General features: G+C 40.2%; 20 protein-coding genes. All 20 read left to right on the forward strand.

Translation table 11 applies throughout. The features are described from left to right. The first annotated feature begins 93 nt into the window (after positions 1–93). The 20 genes from QM409_RS07815 (at position 94) to nadE (ending at position 23,064) form a co-directional block, all read left to right on the forward strand. Entirely contained in the window at positions 94–1,716 is a 1,623-nt protein-coding gene (locus tag QM409_RS07815) for a polysaccharide biosynthesis protein (RefSeq protein WP_261082194.1), read from the forward strand. A 204-nt stretch (positions 1,717–1,920) separates the two neighbouring features. Further along, positions 1,921–3,879 carry a peptide ABC transporter substrate-binding protein gene (locus tag QM409_RS07820; RefSeq protein WP_414305456.1) on the forward strand — a complete coding sequence of 653 codons (1,959 nt, stop codon included), beginning with the start codon at positions 1,921–1,923 and terminating at the stop codon, positions 3,877–3,879. Between the two features lie 314 nt (positions 3,880–4,193). Beyond that, positions 4,194–4,649, forward strand: a complete 456-nt coding sequence (locus QM409_RS07825; protein ID WP_261014364.1) for a hypothetical protein — start codon at positions 4,194–4,196, stop codon at positions 4,647–4,649. Between the two features lie 269 nt (positions 4,650–4,918). Further along, the gene (locus tag QM409_RS07830) at positions 4,919–6,013 is read left to right on the forward strand and encodes a cystathionine gamma-synthase (protein WP_414305457.1); all 1,095 of its coding nucleotides are present in this window, start codon (positions 4,919–4,921) and stop codon (positions 6,011–6,013) included. A 7-nt stretch (positions 6,014–6,020) separates the two neighbouring features. Then, positions 6,021–7,187: a MalY/PatB family protein gene (locus tag QM409_RS07835; RefSeq protein WP_414305458.1), complete on the forward strand. Its 1,167-nt coding sequence runs from the start codon at positions 6,021–6,023 to the stop codon at positions 7,185–7,187. 92 nt (positions 7,188–7,279) lie between these two features. Continuing rightward, positions 7,280–10,378 carry a DEAD/DEAH box helicase gene (locus QM409_RS07840; RefSeq protein ID WP_414305459.1) on the forward strand — a complete coding sequence of 1,033 codons (3,099 nt, stop codon included), beginning with the start codon at positions 7,280–7,282 and terminating at the stop codon, positions 10,376–10,378. Between the two features lie 47 nt (positions 10,379–10,425). Then, complete coding sequence (locus QM409_RS07845; protein ID WP_045612040.1) at positions 10,426–11,043, forward strand: hypothetical protein; 618 nt, start codon at positions 10,426–10,428, stop codon at positions 11,041–11,043. Positions 11,044–11,053: 10 nt separating this feature from the next. Further along, positions 11,054–12,388, forward strand: a complete 1,335-nt coding sequence (gene murC, locus QM409_RS07850) for a UDP-N-acetylmuramate--L-alanine ligase (protein WP_060627818.1) — start codon at positions 11,054–11,056, stop codon at positions 12,386–12,388. A 9-nt stretch (positions 12,389–12,397) separates the two neighbouring features. Then, the gene (locus tag QM409_RS07855) at positions 12,398–12,853 is read left to right on the forward strand and encodes a GNAT family N-acetyltransferase (protein ID WP_049499018.1); all 456 of its coding nucleotides are present in this window, start codon (positions 12,398–12,400) and stop codon (positions 12,851–12,853) included. An 8-nt stretch (positions 12,854–12,861) separates the two neighbouring features. After that, complete coding sequence (locus tag QM409_RS07860) at positions 12,862–13,356, forward strand: GNAT family N-acetyltransferase (RefSeq protein ID WP_049499017.1); 495 nt, start codon at positions 12,862–12,864, stop codon at positions 13,354–13,356. Positions 13,357–13,435: 79 nt separating this feature from the next. Beyond that, positions 13,436–15,130 (forward strand): endolytic transglycosylase MltG, encoded by a 1,695-nt coding sequence (gene mltG / locus QM409_RS07865; protein WP_153210632.1) that lies wholly within the window; start codon positions 13,436–13,438, stop codon positions 15,128–15,130. Positions 15,131–15,190: 60 nt separating this feature from the next. Next, positions 15,191–15,673, forward strand: a complete 483-nt coding sequence (greA, locus tag QM409_RS07870) for a transcription elongation factor GreA (RefSeq protein ID WP_000818748.1) — start codon at positions 15,191–15,193, stop codon at positions 15,671–15,673. A gap of 75 nt (positions 15,674–15,748) precedes the next feature. Next, positions 15,749–17,113 carry an amino acid permease gene (locus QM409_RS07875; protein ID WP_060627822.1) on the forward strand — a complete coding sequence of 455 codons (1,365 nt, stop codon included), beginning with the start codon at positions 15,749–15,751 and terminating at the stop codon, positions 17,111–17,113. 100 nt (positions 17,114–17,213) lie between these two features. Continuing rightward, a complete protein-coding gene (locus QM409_RS07880; protein ID WP_080983321.1) occupies positions 17,214–17,624 on the forward strand; it encodes a GNAT family N-acetyltransferase in 411 nt (136 codons plus the stop codon). A gap of 382 nt (positions 17,625–18,006) precedes the next feature. After that, complete coding sequence (locus QM409_RS07885) at positions 18,007–18,852, forward strand: ABC transporter ATP-binding protein (RefSeq protein WP_080977898.1); 846 nt, start codon at positions 18,007–18,009, stop codon at positions 18,850–18,852. Positions 18,853–18,867: 15 nt separating this feature from the next. Beyond that, positions 18,868–19,596, forward strand: coding sequence for an ABC transporter permease (locus tag QM409_RS07890; RefSeq protein ID WP_049543346.1), 729 nt, complete (start codon positions 18,868–18,870; stop codon positions 19,594–19,596). A gap of 383 nt (positions 19,597–19,979) precedes the next feature. Further along, on the forward strand, positions 19,980–20,189 hold the full coding sequence (locus QM409_RS07895; protein ID WP_001107500.1) for a helix-turn-helix transcriptional regulator: 210 nt from the start codon (positions 19,980–19,982) through the stop codon (positions 20,187–20,189). Next, positions 20,179–20,667, forward strand: a complete 489-nt coding sequence (locus tag QM409_RS07900) for a DUF6773 family protein (protein ID WP_070842509.1) — start codon at positions 20,179–20,181, stop codon at positions 20,665–20,667. Before QM409_RS07895 ends, QM409_RS07900 begins: the two co-directional genes overlap by 11 nt. A gap of 115 nt (positions 20,668–20,782) precedes the next feature. Continuing rightward, positions 20,783–22,243 carry a nicotinate phosphoribosyltransferase gene (locus QM409_RS07905; protein WP_261125920.1) on the forward strand — a complete coding sequence of 487 codons (1,461 nt, stop codon included), beginning with the start codon at positions 20,783–20,785 and terminating at the stop codon, positions 22,241–22,243. Then, positions 22,240–23,064, forward strand: a complete 825-nt coding sequence (gene nadE, locus QM409_RS07910; RefSeq protein ID WP_261087881.1) for an ammonia-dependent NAD(+) synthetase — start codon at positions 22,240–22,242, stop codon at positions 23,062–23,064. Before QM409_RS07905 ends, nadE begins: the two co-directional genes overlap by 4 nt. Positions 23,065–23,363: the final 299 nt, after the last annotated feature.

A 23,363-nucleotide genomic window follows, 5' to 3' on the forward strand; every position in this document is an offset into this window, starting at 1 on the left:
AAACCGAAAGTCGTAAATTTACAAGTGACAAGGAAAAGTTTATAATGGAAGATGAGGAATTTTTCCTAGTGATTAAAATTAAATGAGGAATCTATGTCTAACGAAAACAATCACCAGCAGGCCCAGATGTTACGGGGGACTGCTTGGCTAACGGCTAGTAACTTTATCAGTCGTCTACTCGGTGCCATTTATATCATCCCTTGGTATATCTGGATGGGCTCTTATGCGGCTACAGCAAATGGTCTCTTTACTATGGGCTACAATATCTATGCCTGGTTCTTGCTGATTTCAACAGCGGGTATTCCAGTTGCGGTTGCCAAGCAAGTGGCCAAGTACAATACCATGCGAGAAGAAGAGCATAGCTTTGCCTTGATTCGGAGCTTTTTAGGCTTTATGACAGGACTAGGTCTGGTCTTTGCTTTGGTCTTGTATGTCTTTGCTCCTTGGCTAGCAGACTTGTCGGGTGTAGGGAAAGACTTGATCCCAATCATGCAGAGTTTGGCTTGGGCGGTCTTGATTTTCCCATCTATGAGTGTTATCCGAGGCTTCTTCCAAGGGATGAATAACCTGAAACCTTATGCCATGAGCCAAATCGCTGAGCAGGTCATTCGCGTTATCTGGATGCTCTTAGCTACCTTTATGATTATGAAAATGGGCTCAGGAGATTATCTAGCAGCGGTTACCCAATCCACCTTTGCTGCCTTTGTCGGTATGGTAGCCAGCTTTGTAGTTTTGATCTATTTCCTTGCCAAAGAAGGTTTACTCAAAAGAGTCCTTGAAACAGGAGATAAGATAAACAGCAAGCGTCTTTTAGTCGACACCATTAAGGAAGCCATTCCTTTTATCCTGACAGGGTCTGCTATCCAGCTTTTCCAGATTTTGGACCAGATGACCTTTATCAATAGTATGAGTTGGTTTACCAACTATAGTAATGAAGACTTGGTTGTCATGTTTTCTTATTTCTCTGCCAATCCTAATAAAATCACTATGATTTTGATTTCTGTTGGGGTTTCGATTGGGAGTGTAGGGTTGCCACTTTTGACTGAAAACTATGTCAAGGGAGACTTGAAGGCGGCTTCTCGTCTCGTTCAGGACAGCATTACCATGCTTTTCTTATTCCTGCTTCCAGCAACGGTTGGAGTAGTCATGGTAGGAGAACCTCTCTATACTGTCTTCTATGGCAAGCCAGATAGTTTGGCTATGGGCTTGTTTGTCTTTGCAGTTTTGCAGTCTACTATTTTAGGCTTGTACATGGTCTTGTCTCCAATGCTTCAGGCAATGTTCCGCAACCGCAAGGCAGTTCTCTATTTTATCTATGGTTCCATTGCCAAGCTGGTCTTGCAACTTCCAACCATCGCTATCTTCCACAGTTACGGACCTTTGATTTCTACAACCATCGGTCTCATTATTCCTAATGTTTTGATGTATCGGGATATTTGTAAGGTAACAGGTGTCAAGCGCAAGGTGATTTTGAAGCGAACCATTTTAATCAGTTTGTTGACTTTTGTTATGTTTATCAGTGTAGGTGCTATCCAGTGGGTACTGGGATTTGTCTTCCAACCAAGTGGACGTTTGTGGAGTTTCCTATATGTAGCCCTTGTCGGTGCCATGGGTGGAGGTGTTTATGGAGTTATGAGTCTCCGTACCCGTTTGTTGGATAAGGTGATTGGAAAAGCTCAAGCAGATCGCTTACGAATCAAATTAAAGTTAACTTAAAAAATATTTATAAATAAAAGGGATAATTTGAACATTTCTATCATGAAATGCTTGGATTATTCTCTTTTTTATTAATTTGTATTATATTTTTTATAATTTGTAGATAGTAATTTAATTTTTCTTAAATTTTACTTAAAAAACTATTGACTAAATAAAACCTGTAATGTATAATAAGACAAATATTTAAATCAGGAGGTTCTGGAAATGAAAAAGTCTAAGGCCAAGTATGCAACGCTTGCAGGTGTCGTGTTAAGTGCAGGTATTTTGTTAAGTGCCTGTGGAAATTCTAGCACAGGGTCAAAAACATACAATTATGTTTATTCAAGTGATCCATCTAGTTTGAACTATCTAGCAGAAAACCGTTCAACAACTACTGATATTGTGACCAACCTGGTAGATGGTCTCATGGAAAATGACCAATATGGGAACTATGTCCCATCCTTGGCTGAGGATTGGAGTGTTTCTAAGGACGGTTTGACCTATACCTACAAACTGCGGAAAGATGCTAAATGGTATACTGCAGATGGAGATGAATATGCTCCTGTAACTGCCCAAGATTTTGTCACTGGTTTGAAATATGCGGCTGATAAAAAATCAGAAGCCTTGTACTTAGTGCAAGAATCCGTTGCAGGTTTAGATGACTATATCACTGGTAAAACAAGCGACTTTTCAACTGTCGGAGTCAAGGCTCTTGATGACCAAACCGTTCAATATACCTTGGCACGACCAGAACCTTACTGGAACTCAAAAACAACCTCAACTATTCTCTTCCCAGTCAATGCGGATTTCTTGAAATCAAAAGGGGATGATTTTGGGAAGGTAGATCCATCTAGCATTTTGTACAATGGACCTTTCTTGATGAAATCCTTTGTTTCAAAATCGGTCATCGAATACAAGAAAAATCCTAACTACTGGGATGCTAAAAATGTCTTTGTAGATGATGTGAAATTGACTTATTTTGATGGTAGTGACCAAGATGCGTTAGCACGTAATTTTACCGAAGGTGTTTATAGCTATGCTCGTCTCTATCCAAACAGTTCAAGCTTTGAAGGGATTAAAGAAAAGAATAAGGACAATATCATCTATAGCATGCAAGATGCTACTTCTTACTTCTTAAACTTCAACTTGGATAGAAAATCTTATAAATTCACTTCCAAGACAAGTGATGCTGAAAAGAAATCGACTCAAGAAGCAGTTCTGAATAAAAACTTCCGTCAAGCCATTAATTTTGCCTATGACCGTACAGCTTACGGGGCCCAATCTCAAGGAGAAGAGGGAGCAACTAAGATTTTGCGTAACCTCGTCGTTCCTCCAAACTTCGTAAGTATCAACGGAAAAGACTTTGGTGAAGTAGTAGCCTCTAAGATGGTTAACTACGGTAAGGAATGGCAAGGAATCAACTTTGCGGACGCCCAGGATCCATACTACAATCCAGAAAAAGCTAAAGCTAAATTTGCTGAAGCTAAGAAAGAACTCCAAGCCAAAGGAGTCCAATTCCCTATACACTTAGATAAAACTATAGATTTGGCTAATAAGGCTGAAATTCAAGGAATCAATTCCATGAAGCAATCAATAGAATCTGTCTTGGGTTCAGATAATGTTGTGATTGATGTTCACCAACTTTCTACAGAGAATTATGATAGTTCAGGTTATCTTGCTCAAACTGCAGCTCAGAAGGATTATGATCTTTACAATGGTGGTTGGACTGCAGACTATCAAGATCCTTCAACCTATCTTGATGTCTTTAACGTTAATTCTGGTGGTTTGATGCAAAATCTAGGTATAGAGCCAGGTGAAGCCAATGACAAAGCCAAGGCTGTTGGACTGGATGTCTACACTCAAATGTTGGAAGAAGCTAATAAGGAACAAGATCCAGCTAAACGTTATGAAAAATATGCAGATGCCCAAGCTTGGTTGGTGGATAGCTCTTTAGCAATTCCAAATGTTTCACTTGGTGGAACACCAACATTGAGAAAAATCGTTCCTTTCTCAACACCATATTCATTGGCTGGTAATAAAGGGGTTGAATCATATAAATATCTCAAATTACAAGATAAGACAGTCACAAAAGATGAATATGAAAAAGCTAAAGAAAAATGGTTGAAAGAAAAAGAAGAATCCAATAAAAAAGCCCAAGAAGAATTGGCAAAACATTTCAAATAAGGATTTTTCAAGAAAAACGATGGTTTCGAAGGAAACTGTCGTTTTTTAATAGAATGATGGCGAATTTGGAAGAAAAGTGCTTACATTTTTTAATTGGTTTATTAAATTTATGTTATAATGAATATAACAAAAACGTGAGAAACTATTTTCGAAAGTCTCTTCCAGCGTTAATGGAAGTATGCACATGCTAGGGTAATGTTATAGGAGGGATGCTGTCTACTAAAAAAGTAAGATAAAACGCAATAATTGATAAGTTCTTCTTTATGTGAAGAGTTCTTATCTGCCTGTTTACTAATCATTATGGAGGTAACATCATGGGCGCTATTATGGAGTTTGCAACAGAAAAACAGATTGAATCATTTCTTTCAACTTGTCGCATTGAAGGGCAAAAGAATTTTCTGATGGCTTTTAAGAAAAAGACATTGCTGAAATCTTTTATTGATTTTTTCGTTATAGGAGGAAGTTACTATGTTCAGTCGAGTGTGAAGCCTAAGATTCTGGCATTCACACCTAAGGGAATCTACTTGATGGACATCAGTGATGTAACTGAAAATCGTTCTAATCAAGTCGTAGAGATGCCTTGGAATCAAGTTAAAGATTTTACTTATAAGCCAGTCTTGAATACAGTTAGGCTGAATTGGAACTATCAAAATGAAGTCTATATTTTTTCCGTGGATGTCGGTCAGATTAGTCAGCATGTGGGCCAGTATCAATTTAACAAAGACCATTATGACTATTTAGCCCAACAGGATTTCTTTCGGTCAAAGTAAGCACTAGCAATCATCTACACAAAAGAATCTGGAGTGTTTTCTGGATTCTTTTTAGCTTTACTAGCTAATACTCAATGAAAATCAAAGAGCAAACTAGGAAGCTAGCCGCAAGCTGTACTTGAGTACGGTAAGGCGACGCTGACGTGGTTTGAAGAGATTTTCGAAGAGTATAAGTCTATAGTTTAAAACTATAACCAGCTCTTGAAAAGAAGAAAATGAGTTGATGAAAATAAGTGGTACAATAGTTACTATAGATTTGGAGGTATTGTATGAGCAAGGAATTACACATCAACACAATTTTGGCCCAGGCGGGCATTAAATCAGATAAAGCGACAGGTGCTTTGGTGACACCGCTTCATTTTTCAACGACTTATCAGCATCCAGAGTTTGGTCAATCTACTGGATTTGACTATACGCGCACTAAAAACCCAACTCGTAGCAAGGCTGAAGAAGTCTTGGCGGCTATTGAGTTCGCGGACTATGCCCTAGCGACTAGCTCAGGGATGTCAGCTATTGTACTGGCCTTTAGTATCTTCCCAGTAGGAAGTAAGGTCTTGGCTGTGCGTGACCTTTATGGAGGTTCTTTCCGCTGGTTTAACCAAGTGGAGCAGGAAGGCCGTTTCCATTTTACCTATGCCAATACAGAAGAAGAGTTGATTGCCGAGTTAGAAAAGGACGTGGATGTTCTCTATATCGAAACCCCAACCAACCCCTTGATGTTGGAATTTGATATCGAAAAACTGGCAAAATTAGCTCATGCTAAGGGTGCCAAAGTGGTGGTGGACAACACTTTCTACAGTCCTATCTACCAACGTCCAATTGAAGATGGAGCCGATATCGTCCTTCATTCAGCAACCAAGTATCTAGCAGGTCACAATGATGTCTTGGCTGGAGTGGTTGTGACCAATAGTTTAGAACTATACGAGAAGCTTTTTTACAATCTCAATACGACAGGGGCAGTCTTGTCACCGTTTGACAGCTATCAATTGATTCGTGGTCTCAAGACCTTGTCTCTTCGTATGGAGCGCTCAACAGCTAACGCCCAAGAAGTGGTTGCCTTTTTGAAGGATTCTCCAGCAGTCAAGGAAGTTCTCTATACTGGTCGTGGAGGTATGATTTCCTTTAAAATAGCCGATGAAACACGCATTCCTCACATTTTGAACAGTCTCAAGGTCTTCTCTTTTGCGGAAAGTTTAGGTGGGGTAGAAAGTCTCATTACTTATCCAACGACGCAAACTCACGCTGATATTCCAGCAGAAGTGCGCCATTCTTATGGTTTGACAGATGACCTCTTGCGCTTGTCTATTGGGATTGAGGATGCTAGAGATTTGATTGCAGATTTGCGCCAAGCATTAGAAGGATAAGACAAAGATGGGAAAATATGATTTTACAAGCCTGCCCAATCGTTTAGGGCACCATACCTATAAATGGAAAGAAGCAGAAACGGATAGTGAAGTCCTACCAGCTTGGATAGCGGATATGGACTTTGTAGTCTTGCCTGAAATCCGCCAAGCCGTGCAGACTTACGCTGATCAACTGGTTTATGGTTATACCTATGCCAGTGAAGAGTTAATTAAGGAAGTTCAAAAGTGGGAAGCTACACAACACGGTTACCACTTTGATAAAGAGGCTCTTGTCTTTATCGAGGGTGTGGTACCAGCCATCTCAACAGCTATTCAAGCCTTTACAAAAGAAGGCGAAGCGGTTCTGATTAACACACCTGTCTATCCACCCTTTGCTCGCAGTGTCAAGTTGAACAACCGTAGATTGATTACCAATTCTTTGGTGGAAAAGGATGGTCTGTTTGAGATTGACTTTGACCGACTTGAAAAGGATTTGGTAGAAGAGGATGTCAAACTTTATATTCTTTGCAACCCTCACAATCCTGGTGGACGTGTTTGGGAAAAGGAAGTGTTGGAGAAGATTGGCCAACTCTGCCAAAAACACGGTGTTTTCTTGGTTTCAGATGAGATTCACCAAGATTTGGCCCTCTTTGGTCACAAGCATCATTCCTTCAATACCATCAATCCTGACTTTAAAGAATTTGCTATCGTCTTGACTAGTGCCACTAAAACCTTTAATATTGCTGGAACAAAAAATTCATATGCAGTCATTGAAAATCCTAAGTTGAGACTGGCTTACCAGAAACGCCAGTTGGCCAATAACCAGCATGAAATTTCAGGCTTGGGTTATTTGGCGACAGAAGCTGCCTATCGATACGGTAAAGATTGGTTAGAGGAACTCAAGCAAGTCTTTGAAGACCATATCAATTATGTGGTGGATTTATTTGGAAAAGAGACTAAAATCAAGGTCATGAAACCGCAAGGAACCTACTTGATTTGGCTTGATTTTTCAGCCTATGACCTGACTGATGAAAAATTACAAGAGCTTTTGAGAAATGAAGCCAAGGTTATCCTCAATCCTGGTTTGGATTATGGGGATGAAGGAAGTCTTCATGCCCGCCTCAATGTAGCCATGCCTAAATCCCTGCTGCAAGAAGTTTGTCAGCGGATTGTGACGACTTTTGCTAAACTTTAAAAATCCAGCCTTCTAGGAGAAAAGTCTTCCTAGAAGGCTATTTTCATAGGGGAAAATATGGTATAATAAAAAGATAAGGTAAAGGTAAAAATATGGCTAAATTGATTCCGGGGAAAGTCCGTATCGAAGGCGTTGCCCTTTATGAAACTGGTAAGGTTGACATCATCAAGGAAAAGAACAATCGGCTCTATGCTCGCGTTGCAGAAGAGGAACTGCGCTATAGTTTAGAGGATGATTTGGTTTTTTGTGCCTGCGATTTTTTCCAAAAGAGGGGCTACTGTGTGCATTTGGCTGCGCTAGAGCATTTTCTGAAAAATGATGAGCGTGGTCAGGACATTTTGCAGGGTCTGGAAGAAGGTCATGAAGAAAAAGAGGCTGTTGAAACCAAGGTGACCTTGGGTGGCAAATTTTTGGACCGAATCTTATCTCCAAAATCAGACCGCTCCTATGAGTTGTCGGCTGTGGGTCAGGTGGAAGCAGGAACCAATCATATCCTGTGGACTCTGAGAATCGGGCAAATCAATAGCCAAAAATACTACGTCATTCGGGATATTCCACTCTTTTTAAAAGTCGTTGAGAAGAGAAAACCTTATATGATTGGCAAGATTTATGAGGAGTCTCTTTCTTGGGAATCCTTTGATGAGGCCAGCAAAGAACTTTTGACTTTCTTGCGGGGACTAGTGGAGGAAGGACAGGCTCCAGACCTCTTTTTCCAAAACCAAGGTCGGCACCTCTTTTTTCCTCTGACCTTTTTTGAGCAGGGTGTGAATTTACTGATGACTTTGCCGCATTTTCAATTTGACCATCAAGTGGATAGCTACCAGACTCTACTTTTTCAGGATATGCATGCTGATGCCAATCTCTTTGCCTTTACAGTAACAGAATACTCGGATTATTTTGAAATGGAAATCCATGAGAGTCCGAGGGTCAATGCCTTTTATCAGGGAGCTGTGCTTTTCCATAAAGGACAGGTTTATTTTCTAACAGACCAGCAGATGCGTCTTCTCAAGGAAATCAAAGCGCTGCCTTTGGATCAACATGGAAAGAAATACCTGCAATTTGATAGCAGTGACCGAGATAAGTTGGCTTCTTGTCTAACGCTCTTTGGCCAGATGGGCACCGTTTCAGCTCCAGAACGTCTACAAATCAAAACTTTTGCACCATCTTTTTACTTTGACAGGGAAGAGGATAATCGGATTCGTTTGGAAATTCAGTTTGATTATGGAAATAGACAGGTATCTAGCCGACAAGAGCTAGAAGAATTGCCATTTTCGAGTGATGCTGATTTAGAAGAAAGAGTTTTCCAAGTCTGTTTGGCAGCTGGTTTTGAAGCAGATTTTCAATCTTGGCGTCAGGCCTTAAAAGCGGAGTCTGTCTATCATTTCTTTCATGAAATCATTCCAGGCTTTGAAAAACTCGGGAATGTTGATCTATCAGATAAGCTAGAAGAAATTTATAGTCTAGCAAGCCCTCAAGTGCAGATTGCTTCCAAGGGAGGTCTCTTGGAAATTCAGTTTGATTTTCAAGATATTGCCCAGGAGGAAATCGACCAAGCCATGCAGGCCTTGGTTGCCAATCAAGATTTTTACATTGATGCGTCTAATCAAGTCTACTTTTTCGATGAAGAAACCAAGAAAATTCGCCAAAATCTACAGGAACTGGGGCAGCTTGAATTAAAAGATGGGGCTTTGCAGGCTCGAAAACCCTTGGCCTACAGTTTAGCTCATCTTTTTGAAGGGCGTGACCGTGTTTCTTTTTCACAAGAATTTCAGAATCTGGCCCACGATTTGACGCATCCAGAGGATTTTCCTCGACAGGCAACTCAGGTTAAGGCTGATTTACGAGATTATCAGGAAAAGGGAATCGGCTGGCTGCAGATGCTCCATCATTATGGTTTTGGTGGGATTTTGGCTGATGATATGGGACTTGGTAAAACCCTGCAGACCATTGCTTTTTTGACCAGTCAAGTGACAAAAGAAAGTCGGGTCTTGATTTTAGCTCCGTCAGGTTTGATTTACAACTGGGCAGATGAATTTCAGAAGTTTGCCCCACAGTTGGATGTAGCTGTTGTTCATGGCTTGAAAGCTAGTCGTGAAGAGATTCTTGCTGAAAGCCATCAAATCTATGTGACGAGCTATGCCACCTTCCGTCAGGATAGCGATCTTTATCAGGGGATGGCCTTTGACTTCCTTTTCTTAGATGAGGCCCAGGTCATGAAAAATGCCCAGACCAAGATAGCCCAGACCTTGAGACAATTTGTGGTGCCGTCAGTTTTTGCCTTGTCAGGAACTCCTATTGAAAACCATCTGGGTGAGTTGTGGTCTATTTTCCAAATCGTCATGCCAGGACTCCTGCCAAGCAAGAAAGAATTTATGAAATTGTCAGCAGAGCGAGTGGCTCAGTTTATCAAGCCTTTCGTGATGCGGCGCAAGAAAGAAGAAGTTCTGACTGAATTGCCAGACTTGATTGAAGTGGTTTATAAAAATGAACTGGAAGACCAGCAAAAGGCTATCTACCTAGCCCAGTTGCAACAGATGAGGGACCGTCTAGCTCAAGTTTCAGATCAGGAATTTCAGCGAAGTCGGGTGGAAATTTTATCTGGTTTGATGCGCTTGCGCCAAATCTGTGATACTCCTGCCCTCTTTATGGAGGATTATCAGGGAGCCAGTGGCAAACTGGATAGTCTCCGAGACCTGCTGGTACAGGTGGCAGACGGCGGACACCGTGTCTTGATTTTCTCGCAGTTCAAGGGAATGTTGGAGAAAATTGAACAAGAACTGCCAGACTTGGGCATGACATCCTTTAAAATTACGGGTTCAACCCCAGCCAAGGAAAGACAAGACATGACCAAGGCCTTTAACCAAGGAGAAAGAGATGCCTTTCTGATTTCTCTTAAGGCTGGTGGTGTCGGTCTGAACTTGACAGGTGCTGATACAGTGATTTTGGTTGACCTTTGGTGGAATCCTGCGGTGGAAGCGCAAGCCATTGGCCGTGCCCATCGGATGGGGCAGGAAGAAACGGTTGAGGTCTATCGCTTGGTGACCAGGGGAACCATTGAAGAAAAAATTCAAGAACTCCAAGAACAGAAGAAACATCTGGTGTCACAAGTATTGGACGGCACAGAGTCACGTGGCAGTCTGACCCTAGCAGAAATTAGAGAAATTTTGGGAATTTCTGAAGCCAGCACTTGAAAAATCAAGACAATACGCTATAATGAAGTGTTGAAAGGAAATAGAAAATGAGAGAAGAACGATTTCCATTGGTGTCAGATGACGAGGTCATGCTGACTGAGATGCCGGTTATGGACCTCTATGATGAGTCTGACTTTATCAGTAATATCAAGGGAGAATACCGTGATAAGAATTATCTGGAGTGGGCCCCTATTACTGAAGAAAAACCAGCAAAACCGATTGAAAAACCAGTAGAGAAACCTAAGAAATCTGGTTTAGGAGTTAAAAAAGAAGGAAAGAGCTATGCGGAGGTGGCGCGTGAAGAAGCGCGTGCGGATTTGAAAAAGAAACGCTCAGCAAGTTATCTGACTAAGGATATTACTCCTACAAGACGCCATTCTCATCCAAGTCTAGTTAGGCAGGGCAATCAACCTACCGCGCCTTTCCAAAAGGAAAATCCTGGTGAATTTGTCAAATATAGTCAAAAATTGACCCAGTCTCATTACATCTTGGCGGAAGAAGTGAGCAATATTTCGACTCAATCTGAGCCAAAAGAAACTTCAGGTCCAAAGAAAAATAATTATGATTTTCTGAAGAAGAGCCAAATCTACAATAAAAAGAATCAACAAAAAGAACAAGAACGTCAGGTTGCCCAAGAGTTGAATCTGACAAGAATTACTGAATAGGGGAGAAAACATGTCAAAGACATATCATTTTATCGGAATTAAGGGATCAGGGATGAGTGCCTTGGCCTTGATGTTGCATCAAATGGGGCATAAGGTACAGGGATCAGATGTTGAAAAGTACTACTTTACTCAACGTGGTCTTGAGCAGGCAGGGATTACTATTCTTCCTTTTGATGAAAAGAATCTAGACGGTGATATGGAAATTATCGCTGGAAATGCCTTTCGTCCAGATAACAACGTCGAAATTGCCTATGCGGACCAAAATGGAATCAGCTACAAACGTTACCATGAGTTCCTAGGTAGCTTTATGCGCGACTTTGTCAGCATGGGAGTTGCTGGAGCGCACGGCAAAACTTCAACGACAGGTATGTTGTCTCATGTCTTGTCTCACATTACAGATACTAGCTTTTTGATTGGGGATGGGACAGGTCGAGGATCAGCTAATGCCAAATATTTTGTCTTTGAATCTGACGAATATGAGCGTCACTTCATGCCCTACCACCCAGAATACTCTATTATCACCAATATTGACTTTGACCATCCAGACTATTTCACAAGTCTCGAGGATGTTTTCAATGCCTTTAACGACTATGCAAAACAAATTACCAAGGGTCTCTTTGTCTATGGTGAAGATGCAGAATTGCGTAAAATTACGTCTGATGCACCAATTTATTATTATGGTTTTGAAGCAGAAGGTAATGACTTTGTCGCTAGTGAGCTTCTTCGTTCAACAACTGGTTCAACCTTCACGGTTCACTTCCGTGGACAAGAATTGGGTCAATTCCACATCCCAACCTTTGGTCGTCACAATATCATGAATGCGACAGCCGTTATTGGTCTTCTTTACACAGCAGGATTTGATTTGAACTTGGTGCGTGAGCACTTGAAAACATTTGCCGGTGTTAAGCGTCGTTTTACTGAGAAAATTGTCAATGACACGGTGATTATCGATGACTTTGCCCACCATCCAACAGAAATTATTGCGACCTTGGATGCGGCTCGTCAGAAATACCCAAGCAAGGAAATTGTAGCAGTCTTCCAACCGCATACCTTTACAAGAACCATTGCCTTGTTGGACGAATTTGCCCACGCTTTGAATCAAGCGGATGCTGTTTACCTAGCGCAAATTTATGGATCTGCTCGTGAAGTGGACCATGGTGATGTCAAGGTAGAAGACCTAGCCAATAAAATCAATAAGAAACACCAAGTGATCACTGTTGAAAATGTTTCCCCACTCCTAGACCATGACAATGCTGTTTACGTCTTTATGGGAGCAGGAGATATCCAAACCTATGAATACTCATTTGAGCGACTCTTGTCTAACTTGACAAGCAATGTTCAGTAGGATTTTCCCATGGAAATTCCAATTAAGATCATTCAGGCAAGTAAGTCTGATTTGGCTGAGATAGAGACACTTCAGGCCACATCTTTTCCAGCTGAAAAGCAGCAACCTTCCCATATTTTAGAAGAAAGTATCCGTAAGTCTGCGGATACCTTTCTTCTAGCTAGGGATGAAAATCAGCTTCTAGGCTATGTTCTAGGTGGTCCTTACCCACACAATCCGAAATGTCTAGAAATACATTCTTTAGTCATCGAGGCTGACCATCAGAGACAGGGATTGGGAACGCTTCTTCTTGCGGCTTTGAAAGATGTGGCAGTTGAGCTGGATTACAAAGCTATTCGTTTGAAGAGTCCGGATGAGTTGCTTTCCTATTTTGAAATGAACGGTTTTATTGATGAAGAAGAGACAGATTCGCTTTATGCAGCTAGTCAATGTTTTAGTATGATTTGGTTTAATCTCTTTTTTTAGGAGGCACAATGGAAATTAGGAAAGCAAGATTAGAAGATTTAGATCATATCGTTGAGATTGAACTAGAAAATTTTTCGATCGAAGAAGCCATTCCTCGCTCTGTTTTTGAGGCGCATTTGCGAGAAATTCAGACCTCTTTTCTAGTTGCAGAAAAAGAGGGTAAGATTATTGGTTATATAGAGGGACCAGTTGTCCCCCACCGCCATCTGCAAGATCAGTCTTTTACAGAAGATATACAAGATTATAGTCATGAGCCTGGTGGTTATATCTCTGTGACCTGTCTTTCTATTTCCAAGGAGGCACAGGGAATAGGACTAGGTCAGAAATTGCTAACAGCTTTGAAAGAACTAGCTCTTGAACACGAAAGAGAAGGCATTAACCTAACCTGTCATGACTATCTCATTACTTACTACGAAAAACATGGATTTGTCAATGAAGGCCAGTCCCAGTCAACCTTTGCAGGGGAAACATGGTATGATATGGTCTGGGAAGCTAAAAAATAAGCTAGAAAAGCATGCTAGGTTGCTTTTCTTTCGTTTTTAAGATATAATATTATGGATTGTCAACGAGGAGGATAAACTTTTGAGTGAAAAGCCAAGAGAAGACGAAAAATTAAGCTTTAAAGAGCAGATTTTACGTGATTTAGAAAAAGTAAAACGTTATGAAGGGATTCGCCAAGAGGCCACTGAACTTGCAGAGAAAAAAGAAGCTCTATTTGTTCCTGAAATAAAACTCGCAGATGAAGATGTTATGGTTGCATCCCTATCAGCTGTTGAAAAAATTATGGAGAATGCACCACGTGTTCCAAAACATCCTAGTGAGGATATGCCTGCATCACCGGCAGATGAATCAAGAGTAGAAGCTCCGATTACTCCTCGTCACCCTAGTCAAGATGTTCCAGCTTCACCAGTTGAAGCAAGTCCATCAAGACCGGTTCCAGGGCCAGAGACTAATCGTCCACAAAAGGTCGAAGAAGATTTCAACGTAACTCCAACAAGAGTAGCTGTTTCTTATAAGACTGAAGCTAAAAAAGTGCCTCAGAAAGAAGTAACAAAACCAGAACCAGTTATGGAAACGGAAGCTGTTGAAGTCATTTCTGAAACTCCGAGTCGTAGTCGTCGTGAGACAGTTAAACCAGTCAAGAAGAAAAAATCACATTTGAAGGCTTTCTTCATTTCTCTACTGATTTTCCTTGCCTTGATTTCGGCAGGTGGTTACTTCGGTTACCAGTACGTCCAGTCATCTTTATTACCAGTTGACGCTAATTCTAAGCAGTATGTAACTGTTCAAATCCCAGAAGGATCCAATGTCCAAGAAATTGGCTCAGTACTTGAAAATTCTGGTGTGATTAAACACGGAGTGATTTTTGCTTTTTATGCTAAATATAAAAATTATTCAGATTTGAAGGCTGGATATTACAATTTGCAAAAGAGCATGAGTACAGAGGATATCATTAAGGAACTCCAAAAAGGTGGTACTCCTGAACCTCAAGAACCTTCACTTGCAGATTTAACGATTCCAGAAGGATATACAATTGATCAAATCGCCCAAGCTGTAGGCCAATTACAAGGTGAATTTAAAGAACCTTTGACAGCGGAAGCTTTCTTGGCTAAAGTGCAAGATGACAACTTTATCAGTCAAGAAGTTGCTAAATATCCAAACCTACTCGAAAGCTTGCCAACGAAAGAAAGTGGGGCTCGTTACCGTTTGGAAGGTTATCTTTTCCCAGCGACCTACTCTATCAAGGAAAGCACAACTATTGAAAGTTTGATTGATGAGATGCTGGCAGCTATGGATAAGACCTTGACGCCGCACTATAGTGCAATTAAGTCTAAAAACTTGACAGTCAATGAATTGCTAACAATTGCTTCACTTGTTGAAAAAGAAGGTGCTAAGACTGAAGACCGTAAGTTGATTGCAGGTGTTTTCTACAACCGTTTGAATCTCGGCATGCCTCTTCAAAGCAATATTGCAATCTTGTATGCCCAAGGGAAGCTTGGTCAAAATATTAGCCTAGCAGATGATGCTGGAATTGATACATCAATTAATTCACCATACAATGTTTATACAAAACCTGGTTTGATGCCTGGTCCAGTAGATAGTCCAAGTCAGGACGCGATTGAAGCAAGTATCAACCAAACAAAGAGTGAGAACCTATACTTTGTAGCCAATGTTACAGATGGTAAAGTCTATTACGCAGTGACACAGGAAGAGCATGATCGTAATGTAGCTGAACACGTCAATAGCAAGCTTACTCAAAATAGTAGTTCAAACTAAGACTACAACAATGAGAATCTCAGATAGAGATTCAATACTATCGAAAGAAAGTTGAGAAAAATGGCAGAAAAAACATATCCTATGACCCTAGCGGAAAAGGAAAAACTTGAAAAAGAATTAGAAGAATTGAAATTGGTCCGCCGACCAGAAGTGGTAGAACGCATTAAGATTGCCCGTTCATATGGTGACCTTTCAGAAAACAGTGAATACGAAGCAGCTAAGGATGAACAAGCTTTTGTCGAAGGACAAATCTCTAGCTTGGAAACAAAAATCCGTTATGCTGAAATCGTCAATAGCGACTCAGTTGCCGATGATGAAGTGGCGATTGGAAAAACAGTCACTATCCAAGAAATTGGTGAGGACGAGGAAGAAGTTTATATTATCGTAGGTTCAGCCGGTGCAGATGCCTTTGCGGGTAAAGTTTCAAATGAAAGCCCAATTGGACAAGCCTTGATTGGCAAGAAAACAGGTGACACAGCAACCATTGAAACACCTGTTGGTAGCTATGATGTAAAAATCTTGAAGGTTGAAAAAACAGCCTAAAAATAGAAAAAAGGAGTGGGGAGGCAGTGCGCTTCACTCACTCCTTTTTCCATTTTAAATTGAATTGGAGACGTTATGAGTTCAAAGAAGAAAAAAAATAAGATGGAGCGTGGTCTGACCAATCGTCACGTGCAGGTTATGGCCATTGCGGGAACAATCGGAACAGGACTCTTTTTGGGAGCGGGGCGCTCTATCAGCCTAACAGGTCCTTCCATTGTACTGATTTATATGATTACAGGGGCCTTCATGTTCCTCATGATGCGTGCGGTTGGAGAAATGCTCTACCAAGACCCTGAGCAACATACCTTTATCAACTTTATCACGCGCCATTTGGGTAAGGGCTGGGGTTATTTCTCAGTTTGGTCCTACTGGCTATCCGTTGTCTTTATCGGTATGGCGGAAATTACAGCCATCTCTCACTACGTCCAGTTTTGGTTCCCTAGCTGGCCAAGTTGGATGATTGAGATTGGATTTTTGACTATTCTAGCCTTGGTCAATTTGATTGCGGTGAAACTTTTTGGGGAAGTTGAGTTTTGGTTTGCTATGGTCAAGATTGTGGCTATTTTAGCTATGATTGCCACAGGAGTCTTTATGGTCTTGACAGGCTTTAAGACACCACATGGAGTAGCAAGTTTGGCTAATATCGCCGACAATTTCTCACTATTTCCTAATGGTGGAGTTAACTTTGTCATGGCCTTCCAGATGGTTTTCTTTGCCTATCTCATGATTGAGTTTATCGGGGTAACGACTTCAGAAACAAAAAATCCACGTCAGGTCTTGCCAAAAGCCGTTAAGGAAATTCCTTTGCGTATCGCCTTTTTCTATGGAGGTGCTCTCTTAGCCATCATGGCTATCATTCCGTGGCGTGAACTTGCATCGGCTGATTCTCCCTTTGTTACAGTATTTGAATTGGCAGGTGTCAAGTGGGCAGCAGCCTTGATTAACTTTGTCGTCTTGACGTCAGCAGCATCTGCCCTTAACTCAACTCTCTACTCAACAGGTCGTCATTTGTATCAGATTGCCCATGATTCGCCAAATCGCTTCCTAAAAGCAATTAAGGCAGATACTCTCTCTCGCCACAACGTGCCACAAAATGCCATCATTGCCTCAGCAATCTTGATTGCCCTAGCAGCCTTTATCAACATCTTGCCAGGTGTGTCGGATGCCTTTGCCTTGATTACGGCATCATCATCAGGTGTCTATATCGCCATTTATATCTTGATTATGGTGGCTCACCTTAAATACCGCAAGTCACAGGACTTTATGGCGGACGGCTATCTCATGCCCCATTATCGTTTCCTAAATCCCTTAACCATGCTCTTCTTTGCCTTTGTCTTTGTAACTCTCTTTTTACAAGAGTCTACATTTGTCGGAGCAATCGGTTCAGCTATCTGGATTATCGGTTTTGGGATTTACAGCCAGTGGAAATTTAGAAAATAGATTTGAAACTCATCAACTCCGGTTGGTGGGTTTTTGCTAGTTTGACAGTCTATTGAAATAAGACTATAATCAAGCTGTATCAGTTTTCGAGGAGGTTTAGATGTACTTTAGATTGGAAAATAAAGAATCCCATAAATCACAAGAAATAGGGAATCTGATTCGTGTTTATAACCGTTCAAAAAGAGAAGAGGCTGAAAGTGAGCCACTTAATCTTTATGTCGAAGATGAAAAGGGCAATCTCATGGCAGGTTTGATAGCAGAGACTTTTGGAAATTGGCTAGAAATCGAGTATTTATTTGTAAAAGAAGAACTGAGAGGGCAAGGACTCGGTTCAAACCTATTGCAGCAAGCAGAAACTGAAGCTAAGAATCGAAACTGTCGTTTTGCTTTTGTCAATACTTACCAGTTTCAAGCTCCAGATTTTTATAAAATGCATGGCTACAAGGAAGTTTTTACCTTACAAGACTATCCCTACACAGGAAAAAGATTTTATTACCAAAAAGATTTGTAAGGAGAATATGAAATCATAAAGTAAAGAGGGGGCTTGACATAAGTATGGAGGTGGACTAATGGATATGAGTAACTATCGATAAGTAGCAGTTATAATCTACAAATTGTGTCTTTCTAGACGATATTGAGGACAATACAGTCGTAGCTAAGACATTAGATGTGAAATCCTACGATGCTGTAGATGTTTTGAGAAAATTGAATAAGCAGAAAACTCTCTATCATTTAGGTGGTAGAGAGTTTTTTGTTAATAAAATTTTACAAAATGACATTTATATATTGCATTAAGTTAGATATATGATATAATGTTGTTAAAAAGAGGCGCAACTTTTTAAAATTAATGAGAATCAAAGAGAAAACCAAGAATGTTAATGGAGGAATAAAAAATGGAAGTTATAAATGTAAGTAAGCATTATGCTCATTCAATCATTCTCAAAGATATAAATTTTGCACTTAATAAGGGTGAAATTGTTGGTCTAGTAGGGAGAAACGGAGTTGGCAAGAGTACATTGATGAAAATTCTTGTTCAGAATAATCAACCGACTTCAGGGAATATTATAAGTAGTGATAATGTTGGGTATTTAATCGAAGAACCAAAATTATTTTTATCTAAAACAGGTTTAGAGAATTTAAAATATTTGTCAAATTTATATGGTGTTGACTACAATAAAGAAAGATTTGGAAGTTTGATCCAAGAGTTAGATTTGACTCAGTCTATTAATAAAAAAGTAAAGACCTATTCTTTAGGTACAAAACAAAAATTAGCTTTGCTTCTAACTCTCGTTACGGAACCTGATATATTGATTTTAGATGAACCGACTAATGGTTTAGATATTGAATCATCACAAATAGTTTTAGCAGTTCTAAAAAACTTAGCTTTACATGAAAATGTGGGAATTTTAATATCGAGTCATAAATTAGAAGATATTGAAGAAATTTGTGAGAGGGTCCTTTTCTTGGAGAACGGGCTTTTGACATTCCAAAAAGTAGGAAAAGATAGACATAATTGCTTGTTTGAGATAGCTTTTTCATCAGCTACAGATAAAGACATTTTCCTTACCAAACAAGAATTTGGGGATATTGTTCAGGAAGAGGGACTGAAAATTACTATGTCTGGGAATATTCAAAGTAGTGAGCTTTTTAAATTTTTTAACGAAAACTCTATTAAAGTAGTTGATTTTGAAACTAAAAAAGAGACGCTTAAAGATATTTATCTAAATCGTTCAAAATAAAGGAAGGTTATAATCATGAAATTAAATAAATTGAATTTTCTTAAGGAAAATATAAGAGATTTATATTCATCAGGCGTAATATATCTCGGATTGATTATCTCGTTTATACCGCCGATACTGGTTACATTCTTTATTCTAAAGACTCAAGGGACATCACTTGGTATTAAGCATATTTCAAATTTTTATGCTATGCTCGGTATGTTAATGGCTGTTATACATGCTAACCGAATTATTAGCAGGGATTTTTCTAACAATACGATCAGTTTATTTTATAATCAAAAGAAAAATCGGATGATTTACGTCTTGTCTAATTTTCTATATGCCATCTCAGTTTCTATTATTTATGCTTTGAATGGCATTGTGCTACTAGTCATCGTATGTAAATTGGGTGTTCCAGGTGATTTAGGATTAGATTTTATAGTAGCTATTGTAGTCAATACAATTTTGTTAGTCCTATTTTATTTTCTATTATCTTACATTTTCTATTTATACAAATTGAAAAGTGGCTTGATATTTGGTATTTTAGTTGCTTTACTACTCTTTATCCCTAATATATTAAATACGATTATGATGAATACTAGTAATGATTTGTTTATCAAAGCAATTGAACTTCTTCCTTTTTATTCTTTACCTGTATTTGTGGCTTCAAATACGATGTCTATTAGTCAGTATCTTGTGGTAATCACTACAATCATTTTATTGTACTTTTTCACTCTCAAGAAAAGCAAGAAGTATTCATTTTAGTTTCGTTTAGTATTATTTTGCATACTTAAAACCAGCAAAAAATCAGTCATCTTGGTATGCTCCTTCTCTTGCTGTTCACCACGTTTTTGACTTATACTAGACTCATTTCCAAAAGCATTATATAATAGTAATATGAAACCAACTAAACTAAACAAGAAGTACAAGCAATAAAAACTCGTTTAAAAGATTCTACTAAAGCTAATACTAAACAAAAATAAAAGAGTAAACTAGGAAGTTTATTTCAAACAATCCAACATACTGATTTTAGGTTGAAGATAATATTGGAGTGCTAATTAATGAGGTTATAATAAATAGCTGACAGCTTGTGTTAGTTTTGGATTTTTTAAGAGTAGATGAGTATTAAAACTATAAGGAGGACGCAGGTGGCTAAAAATTTAAAATTAAAATTAGCTCGGGTTGAGCTTGATTTAACTCAAGGTCAACTGGCAGAGGCTGTTGGTGTGACACGCCAGACTATTGGTTTGATAGAGGCAGGGAAATACAATCCCAGTCTCTCGCTCTGCCAGTCCATTTGCAGATGTTTAGGGAAAACCTTAGATCAACTATTTTGGGAGGAAGAAGATGGTAAATAAATTTATTCATTATCAATTACTTGACGAAAGAGAAGAACAACTAATCAATAAAGCTGGAGCGGAATCCTTTACCCTCTTCATTGGGCTTGTGCTTCTAAGCTATTTGGTGGCTGTATTAGCTCCCTCTATTTTTAATCCGAATTTTCTAGTCTATACTCTGATAGTAGGAATTTTCTTCTTTTTCAATCGTGCTCGTTATCTGGGAGTGACCTACTATAGTCGTTTTCATTTTACGATTTTGGGTTGTTTTTTACTAACCTTGGCTATTACGGCTCTTTTGATGTTACAGAATTATCAATTCAACATAGAAATTTATCAGCACAATCCTTTGAATGTTAAATACCTGTCTGCTTGGGCAATTACTTATGTTATTTACCTTCCTTGGGTTTTTATCGGCAATCTTGGTCTGAAGAGCTATGGCGAATGGGCTCAGAAAAAGTTTGAACAAGATATGGATGAATTGGAGAGTGGTGAATAACTTGTTACTCTTTTCTCAATCCAGCTAAAATGTGTTATAATAGTACTAATTTATTGGAATACATGAAAGTTCTTGAAAATTTTCATGGGTTTCTAGCTAAGGAAGTAGGAAAAGTATGTATCCAGATGATAGTTTGACATTGCACACGGACTTGTACCAGATTAACATGATGCAGGTTTACTTTGACCAAGGAATTCACAATAAAAAGGCGGTCTTTGAGGTTTATTTCCGCCAACAGCCTTTTAAGAATGGCTATGCGGTTTTTGCAGGTTTGGAAAGAATTATGAGTTATCTTGAAGACCTGCGTTTTTCAGATAGTGATATTGCCTATTTGGAGTCGCTAGGCTATCATGGGGCATTCTTGGACTATCTCCGCAATTTCAAGTTGGAGTTGACCGTTCGTTCTGCCCAAGAAGGGGACTTGGTCTTTGCTAATGAACCGATTGTGCAGGTGGAAGGCCCTCTAGCCCAATGTCAATTGGTAGAAACGGCTCTTTTGAACATCGTCAACTACCAGACCTTGGTGGCTACTAAGGCAGCTCGTATTCGTTCAGTCATTGAAGATGAGCCTTTGATGGAGTTTGGGACACGTCGGGCGCAAGAGATGGATGCGGCTATCTGGGGAACACGCGCAGCGATGATTGGTGGTGCCAATGGAACCAGCAACGTGCGTGCTGGTAAACTCTTTGACATTCCTGTTTTGGGGACCCATGCCCATGCCTTGGTACAGGTTTATGGCAATGACTATGAGGCCTTTAAGGCTTACGCTGCTACCCACAAAAATTGTGTCTTTCTTGTGGATACCTACGACACCCTTCGCATCGGTGTGCCAGCTGCTATTCAGGTGGCGCGTGAGCTGGGTGATCAGATTAACTTTATGGGTGTGCGGATTGACTCTGGGGATATTGCCTACATTTCCAAGAAAGTCCGTCAGCAATTGGACGAGGCTGGATTTACAGAGGCTAAGATTTATGCTTCTAATGATTTGGACGAAAATACCATCCTCAACCTCAAGATGCAAAAGGCCAAGATTGATGTCTGGGGCGTGGGAACTAAGCTGATTACAGCCTATGACCAGCCAGCTCTTGGGGCAGTTTACAAGATTGTTGCAATCGAAGATGAAAATGGCCAGATGCGCAATACCATCAAGCTGTCAAATAATGCTGAAAAAGTGTCTACGCCAGGTAAGAAGCAGGTGTGGCGCATTACCAGTCGTGAAAAAGGCAAGTCAGAAGGCGATTATATCACTTATGATGGCGTAGATGTTGCCAGCATGACAGAAATCAAGATGTTCCATCCGACCTATACCTACATCAAGAAGACGGTTCGTAATTTTGATGCTGTGCCTCTCTTGGTGGATATCTTCAAAGACGGAAAATTGATTTACAACCTGCCTAGCCTGACTGAGATTCAGGATTATGCTCGTAAGGAATTTGACAAGCTTTGGGATGAGTACAAGCGTGTGCTCAATCCGCAGCACTATCCAGTGGATTTGGCTCGTGATGTATGGCAAGACAAGATGGACTTGATAGACAAAATGCGCAAGGAAGCCCTTGGTGAAGGAGAAGAAGAATGAGTTTGCAAGAAACGATTATCCAAGAGCTGGGTGTCAAACCAGTGATTGATGCCCAGGAAGAAATCCGTCGTTCCATTGATTTTTTAAAAAGATACTTGAAAAAACATCCCTTCCTAAAAACTTTTGTACTAGGGATTTCTGGAGGACAAGATTCAACCTTAGCAGGACGATTGGCTCAATTAACTATGGAAGAACTGCGAGCAGAAACGGGAGATGACAGCTACAAATTTATCGCTGTCCGCCTGCCATATGGAGTGCAAGCCGATGAAGCAGATGCTCAAAAAGCTCTAGCCTTTATCCAGCCTGATATCAGTTTAGTTGTCAATATTAAGGAATCTGCTGATGCTATGACAGCTGCAGTTGAAGCGACAGGTAGTCCTGTTTCAGACTTCAACAAGGGGAATATCAAGGCACGTTGCCGTATGATTGCTCAGTATGCCCTTGCTGGTTCCCATAGCGGAGCGGTCATTGGAACAGACCATGCTGCGGAAAATATCACAGGTTTCTTTACCAAGTTTGGTGACGGGGGTGCAGATATTCTCCCTCTTTACCGCCTCAATAAACGTCAAGGGAAACAACTCTTGCAGGAACTTGGTGCAGACCCAGCCCTTTATGAAAAAATCCCAACAGCAGACCTAGAAGAAGACAAACCAGGCCTAGCTGACGAAGTAGCCCTCGGAGTCACTTATGAAGAGATTGACGACTACCTAGAAGGCAAAACAATCAGCCCAGAAGCCCAAGCGACTATCGAAAACTGGTGGCACAAAGGCCAACACAAACGCCACCTACCCATCACCGTATTTGATGATTTTTGGGAGTGAAAACCTCCAGTGGAGGTTTTCAGCCTCTCACCTTGAAATAAGAAAGTGAGAGAAGATTCGGTAACTCGAAGAGTTCGATTTCGTCGTCTCACCCCTGCAACGATGACTAGGTTTGAAAAAGATTGGTAAAGCGCATTTCAAACCAGACAGCGACTGCGTAAAGAAATTAGATGAAAAACTAGTTTCTAGCTGTTGCTGAGTTAGCTTTTTACCCCGAGTCTAAAAATAGGAAAACGAGGCACCTCCAGTGGAGGTTCTTACCCCGAGCATGGAAACAGGTAAGCGAAGAAGGTCCGAGA

It is taken from the genome of Streptococcus mitis (assembly GCF_047465045.1).
In the GTDB taxonomy this organism is placed as follows: Bacteria; Bacillota; Bacilli; order Lactobacillales; family Streptococcaceae; genus Streptococcus; species Streptococcus mitis_DT.

What these genes read in the sequence shown, in the direction of transcription:
- QM409_RS07815 (WP_261082194.1), top strand. Translation starts at nt 94, where the DNA reads ATGTCTAACGAAAACAATCACCAGCAGGCCCAGATGTTACGGGGGACT.
- QM409_RS07820 (WP_414305456.1), top strand. Translation starts at nt 1,921, where the DNA reads ATGAAAAAGTCTAAGGCCAAGTATGCAACGCTTGCAGGTGTCGTGTTA.
- QM409_RS07825 (WP_261014364.1), top strand. Translation starts at nt 4,194, where the DNA reads ATGGGCGCTATTATGGAGTTTGCAACAGAAAAACAGATTGAATCATTT.
- QM409_RS07830 (WP_414305457.1), top strand. Translation starts at nt 4,919, where the DNA reads ATGAGCAAGGAATTACACATCAACACAATTTTGGCCCAGGCGGGCATT.
- QM409_RS07835 (WP_414305458.1), top strand. Translation starts at nt 6,021, where the DNA reads ATGGGAAAATATGATTTTACAAGCCTGCCCAATCGTTTAGGGCACCAT.
- QM409_RS07840 (WP_414305459.1), top strand. Translation starts at nt 7,280, where the DNA reads ATGGCTAAATTGATTCCGGGGAAAGTCCGTATCGAAGGCGTTGCCCTT.
- QM409_RS07845 (WP_045612040.1), top strand. Translation starts at nt 10,426, where the DNA reads ATGAGAGAAGAACGATTTCCATTGGTGTCAGATGACGAGGTCATGCTG.
- murC (WP_060627818.1), top strand. Translation starts at nt 11,054, where the DNA reads ATGTCAAAGACATATCATTTTATCGGAATTAAGGGATCAGGGATGAGT.
- QM409_RS07855 (WP_049499018.1), top strand. Translation starts at nt 12,398, where the DNA reads ATGGAAATTCCAATTAAGATCATTCAGGCAAGTAAGTCTGATTTGGCT.
- QM409_RS07860 (WP_049499017.1), top strand. Translation starts at nt 12,862, where the DNA reads ATGGAAATTAGGAAAGCAAGATTAGAAGATTTAGATCATATCGTTGAG.
- greA (WP_000818748.1), top strand. Translation starts at nt 15,191, where the DNA reads ATGGCAGAAAAAACATATCCTATGACCCTAGCGGAAAAGGAAAAACTT.
- QM409_RS07875 (WP_060627822.1), top strand. Translation starts at nt 15,749, where the DNA reads ATGAGTTCAAAGAAGAAAAAAAATAAGATGGAGCGTGGTCTGACCAAT.
- QM409_RS07880 (WP_080983321.1), top strand. Translation starts at nt 17,214, where the DNA reads ATGTACTTTAGATTGGAAAATAAAGAATCCCATAAATCACAAGAAATA.
- QM409_RS07885 (WP_080977898.1), top strand. Translation starts at nt 18,007, where the DNA reads ATGGAAGTTATAAATGTAAGTAAGCATTATGCTCATTCAATCATTCTC.
- QM409_RS07890 (WP_049543346.1), top strand. Translation starts at nt 18,868, where the DNA reads ATGAAATTAAATAAATTGAATTTTCTTAAGGAAAATATAAGAGATTTA.
- QM409_RS07900 (WP_070842509.1), top strand. Translation starts at nt 20,179, where the DNA reads ATGGTAAATAAATTTATTCATTATCAATTACTTGACGAAAGAGAAGAA.
- QM409_RS07905 (WP_261125920.1), top strand. Translation starts at nt 20,783, where the DNA reads ATGTATCCAGATGATAGTTTGACATTGCACACGGACTTGTACCAGATT.
- nadE (WP_261087881.1), top strand. Translation starts at nt 22,240, where the DNA reads ATGAGTTTGCAAGAAACGATTATCCAAGAGCTGGGTGTCAAACCAGTG.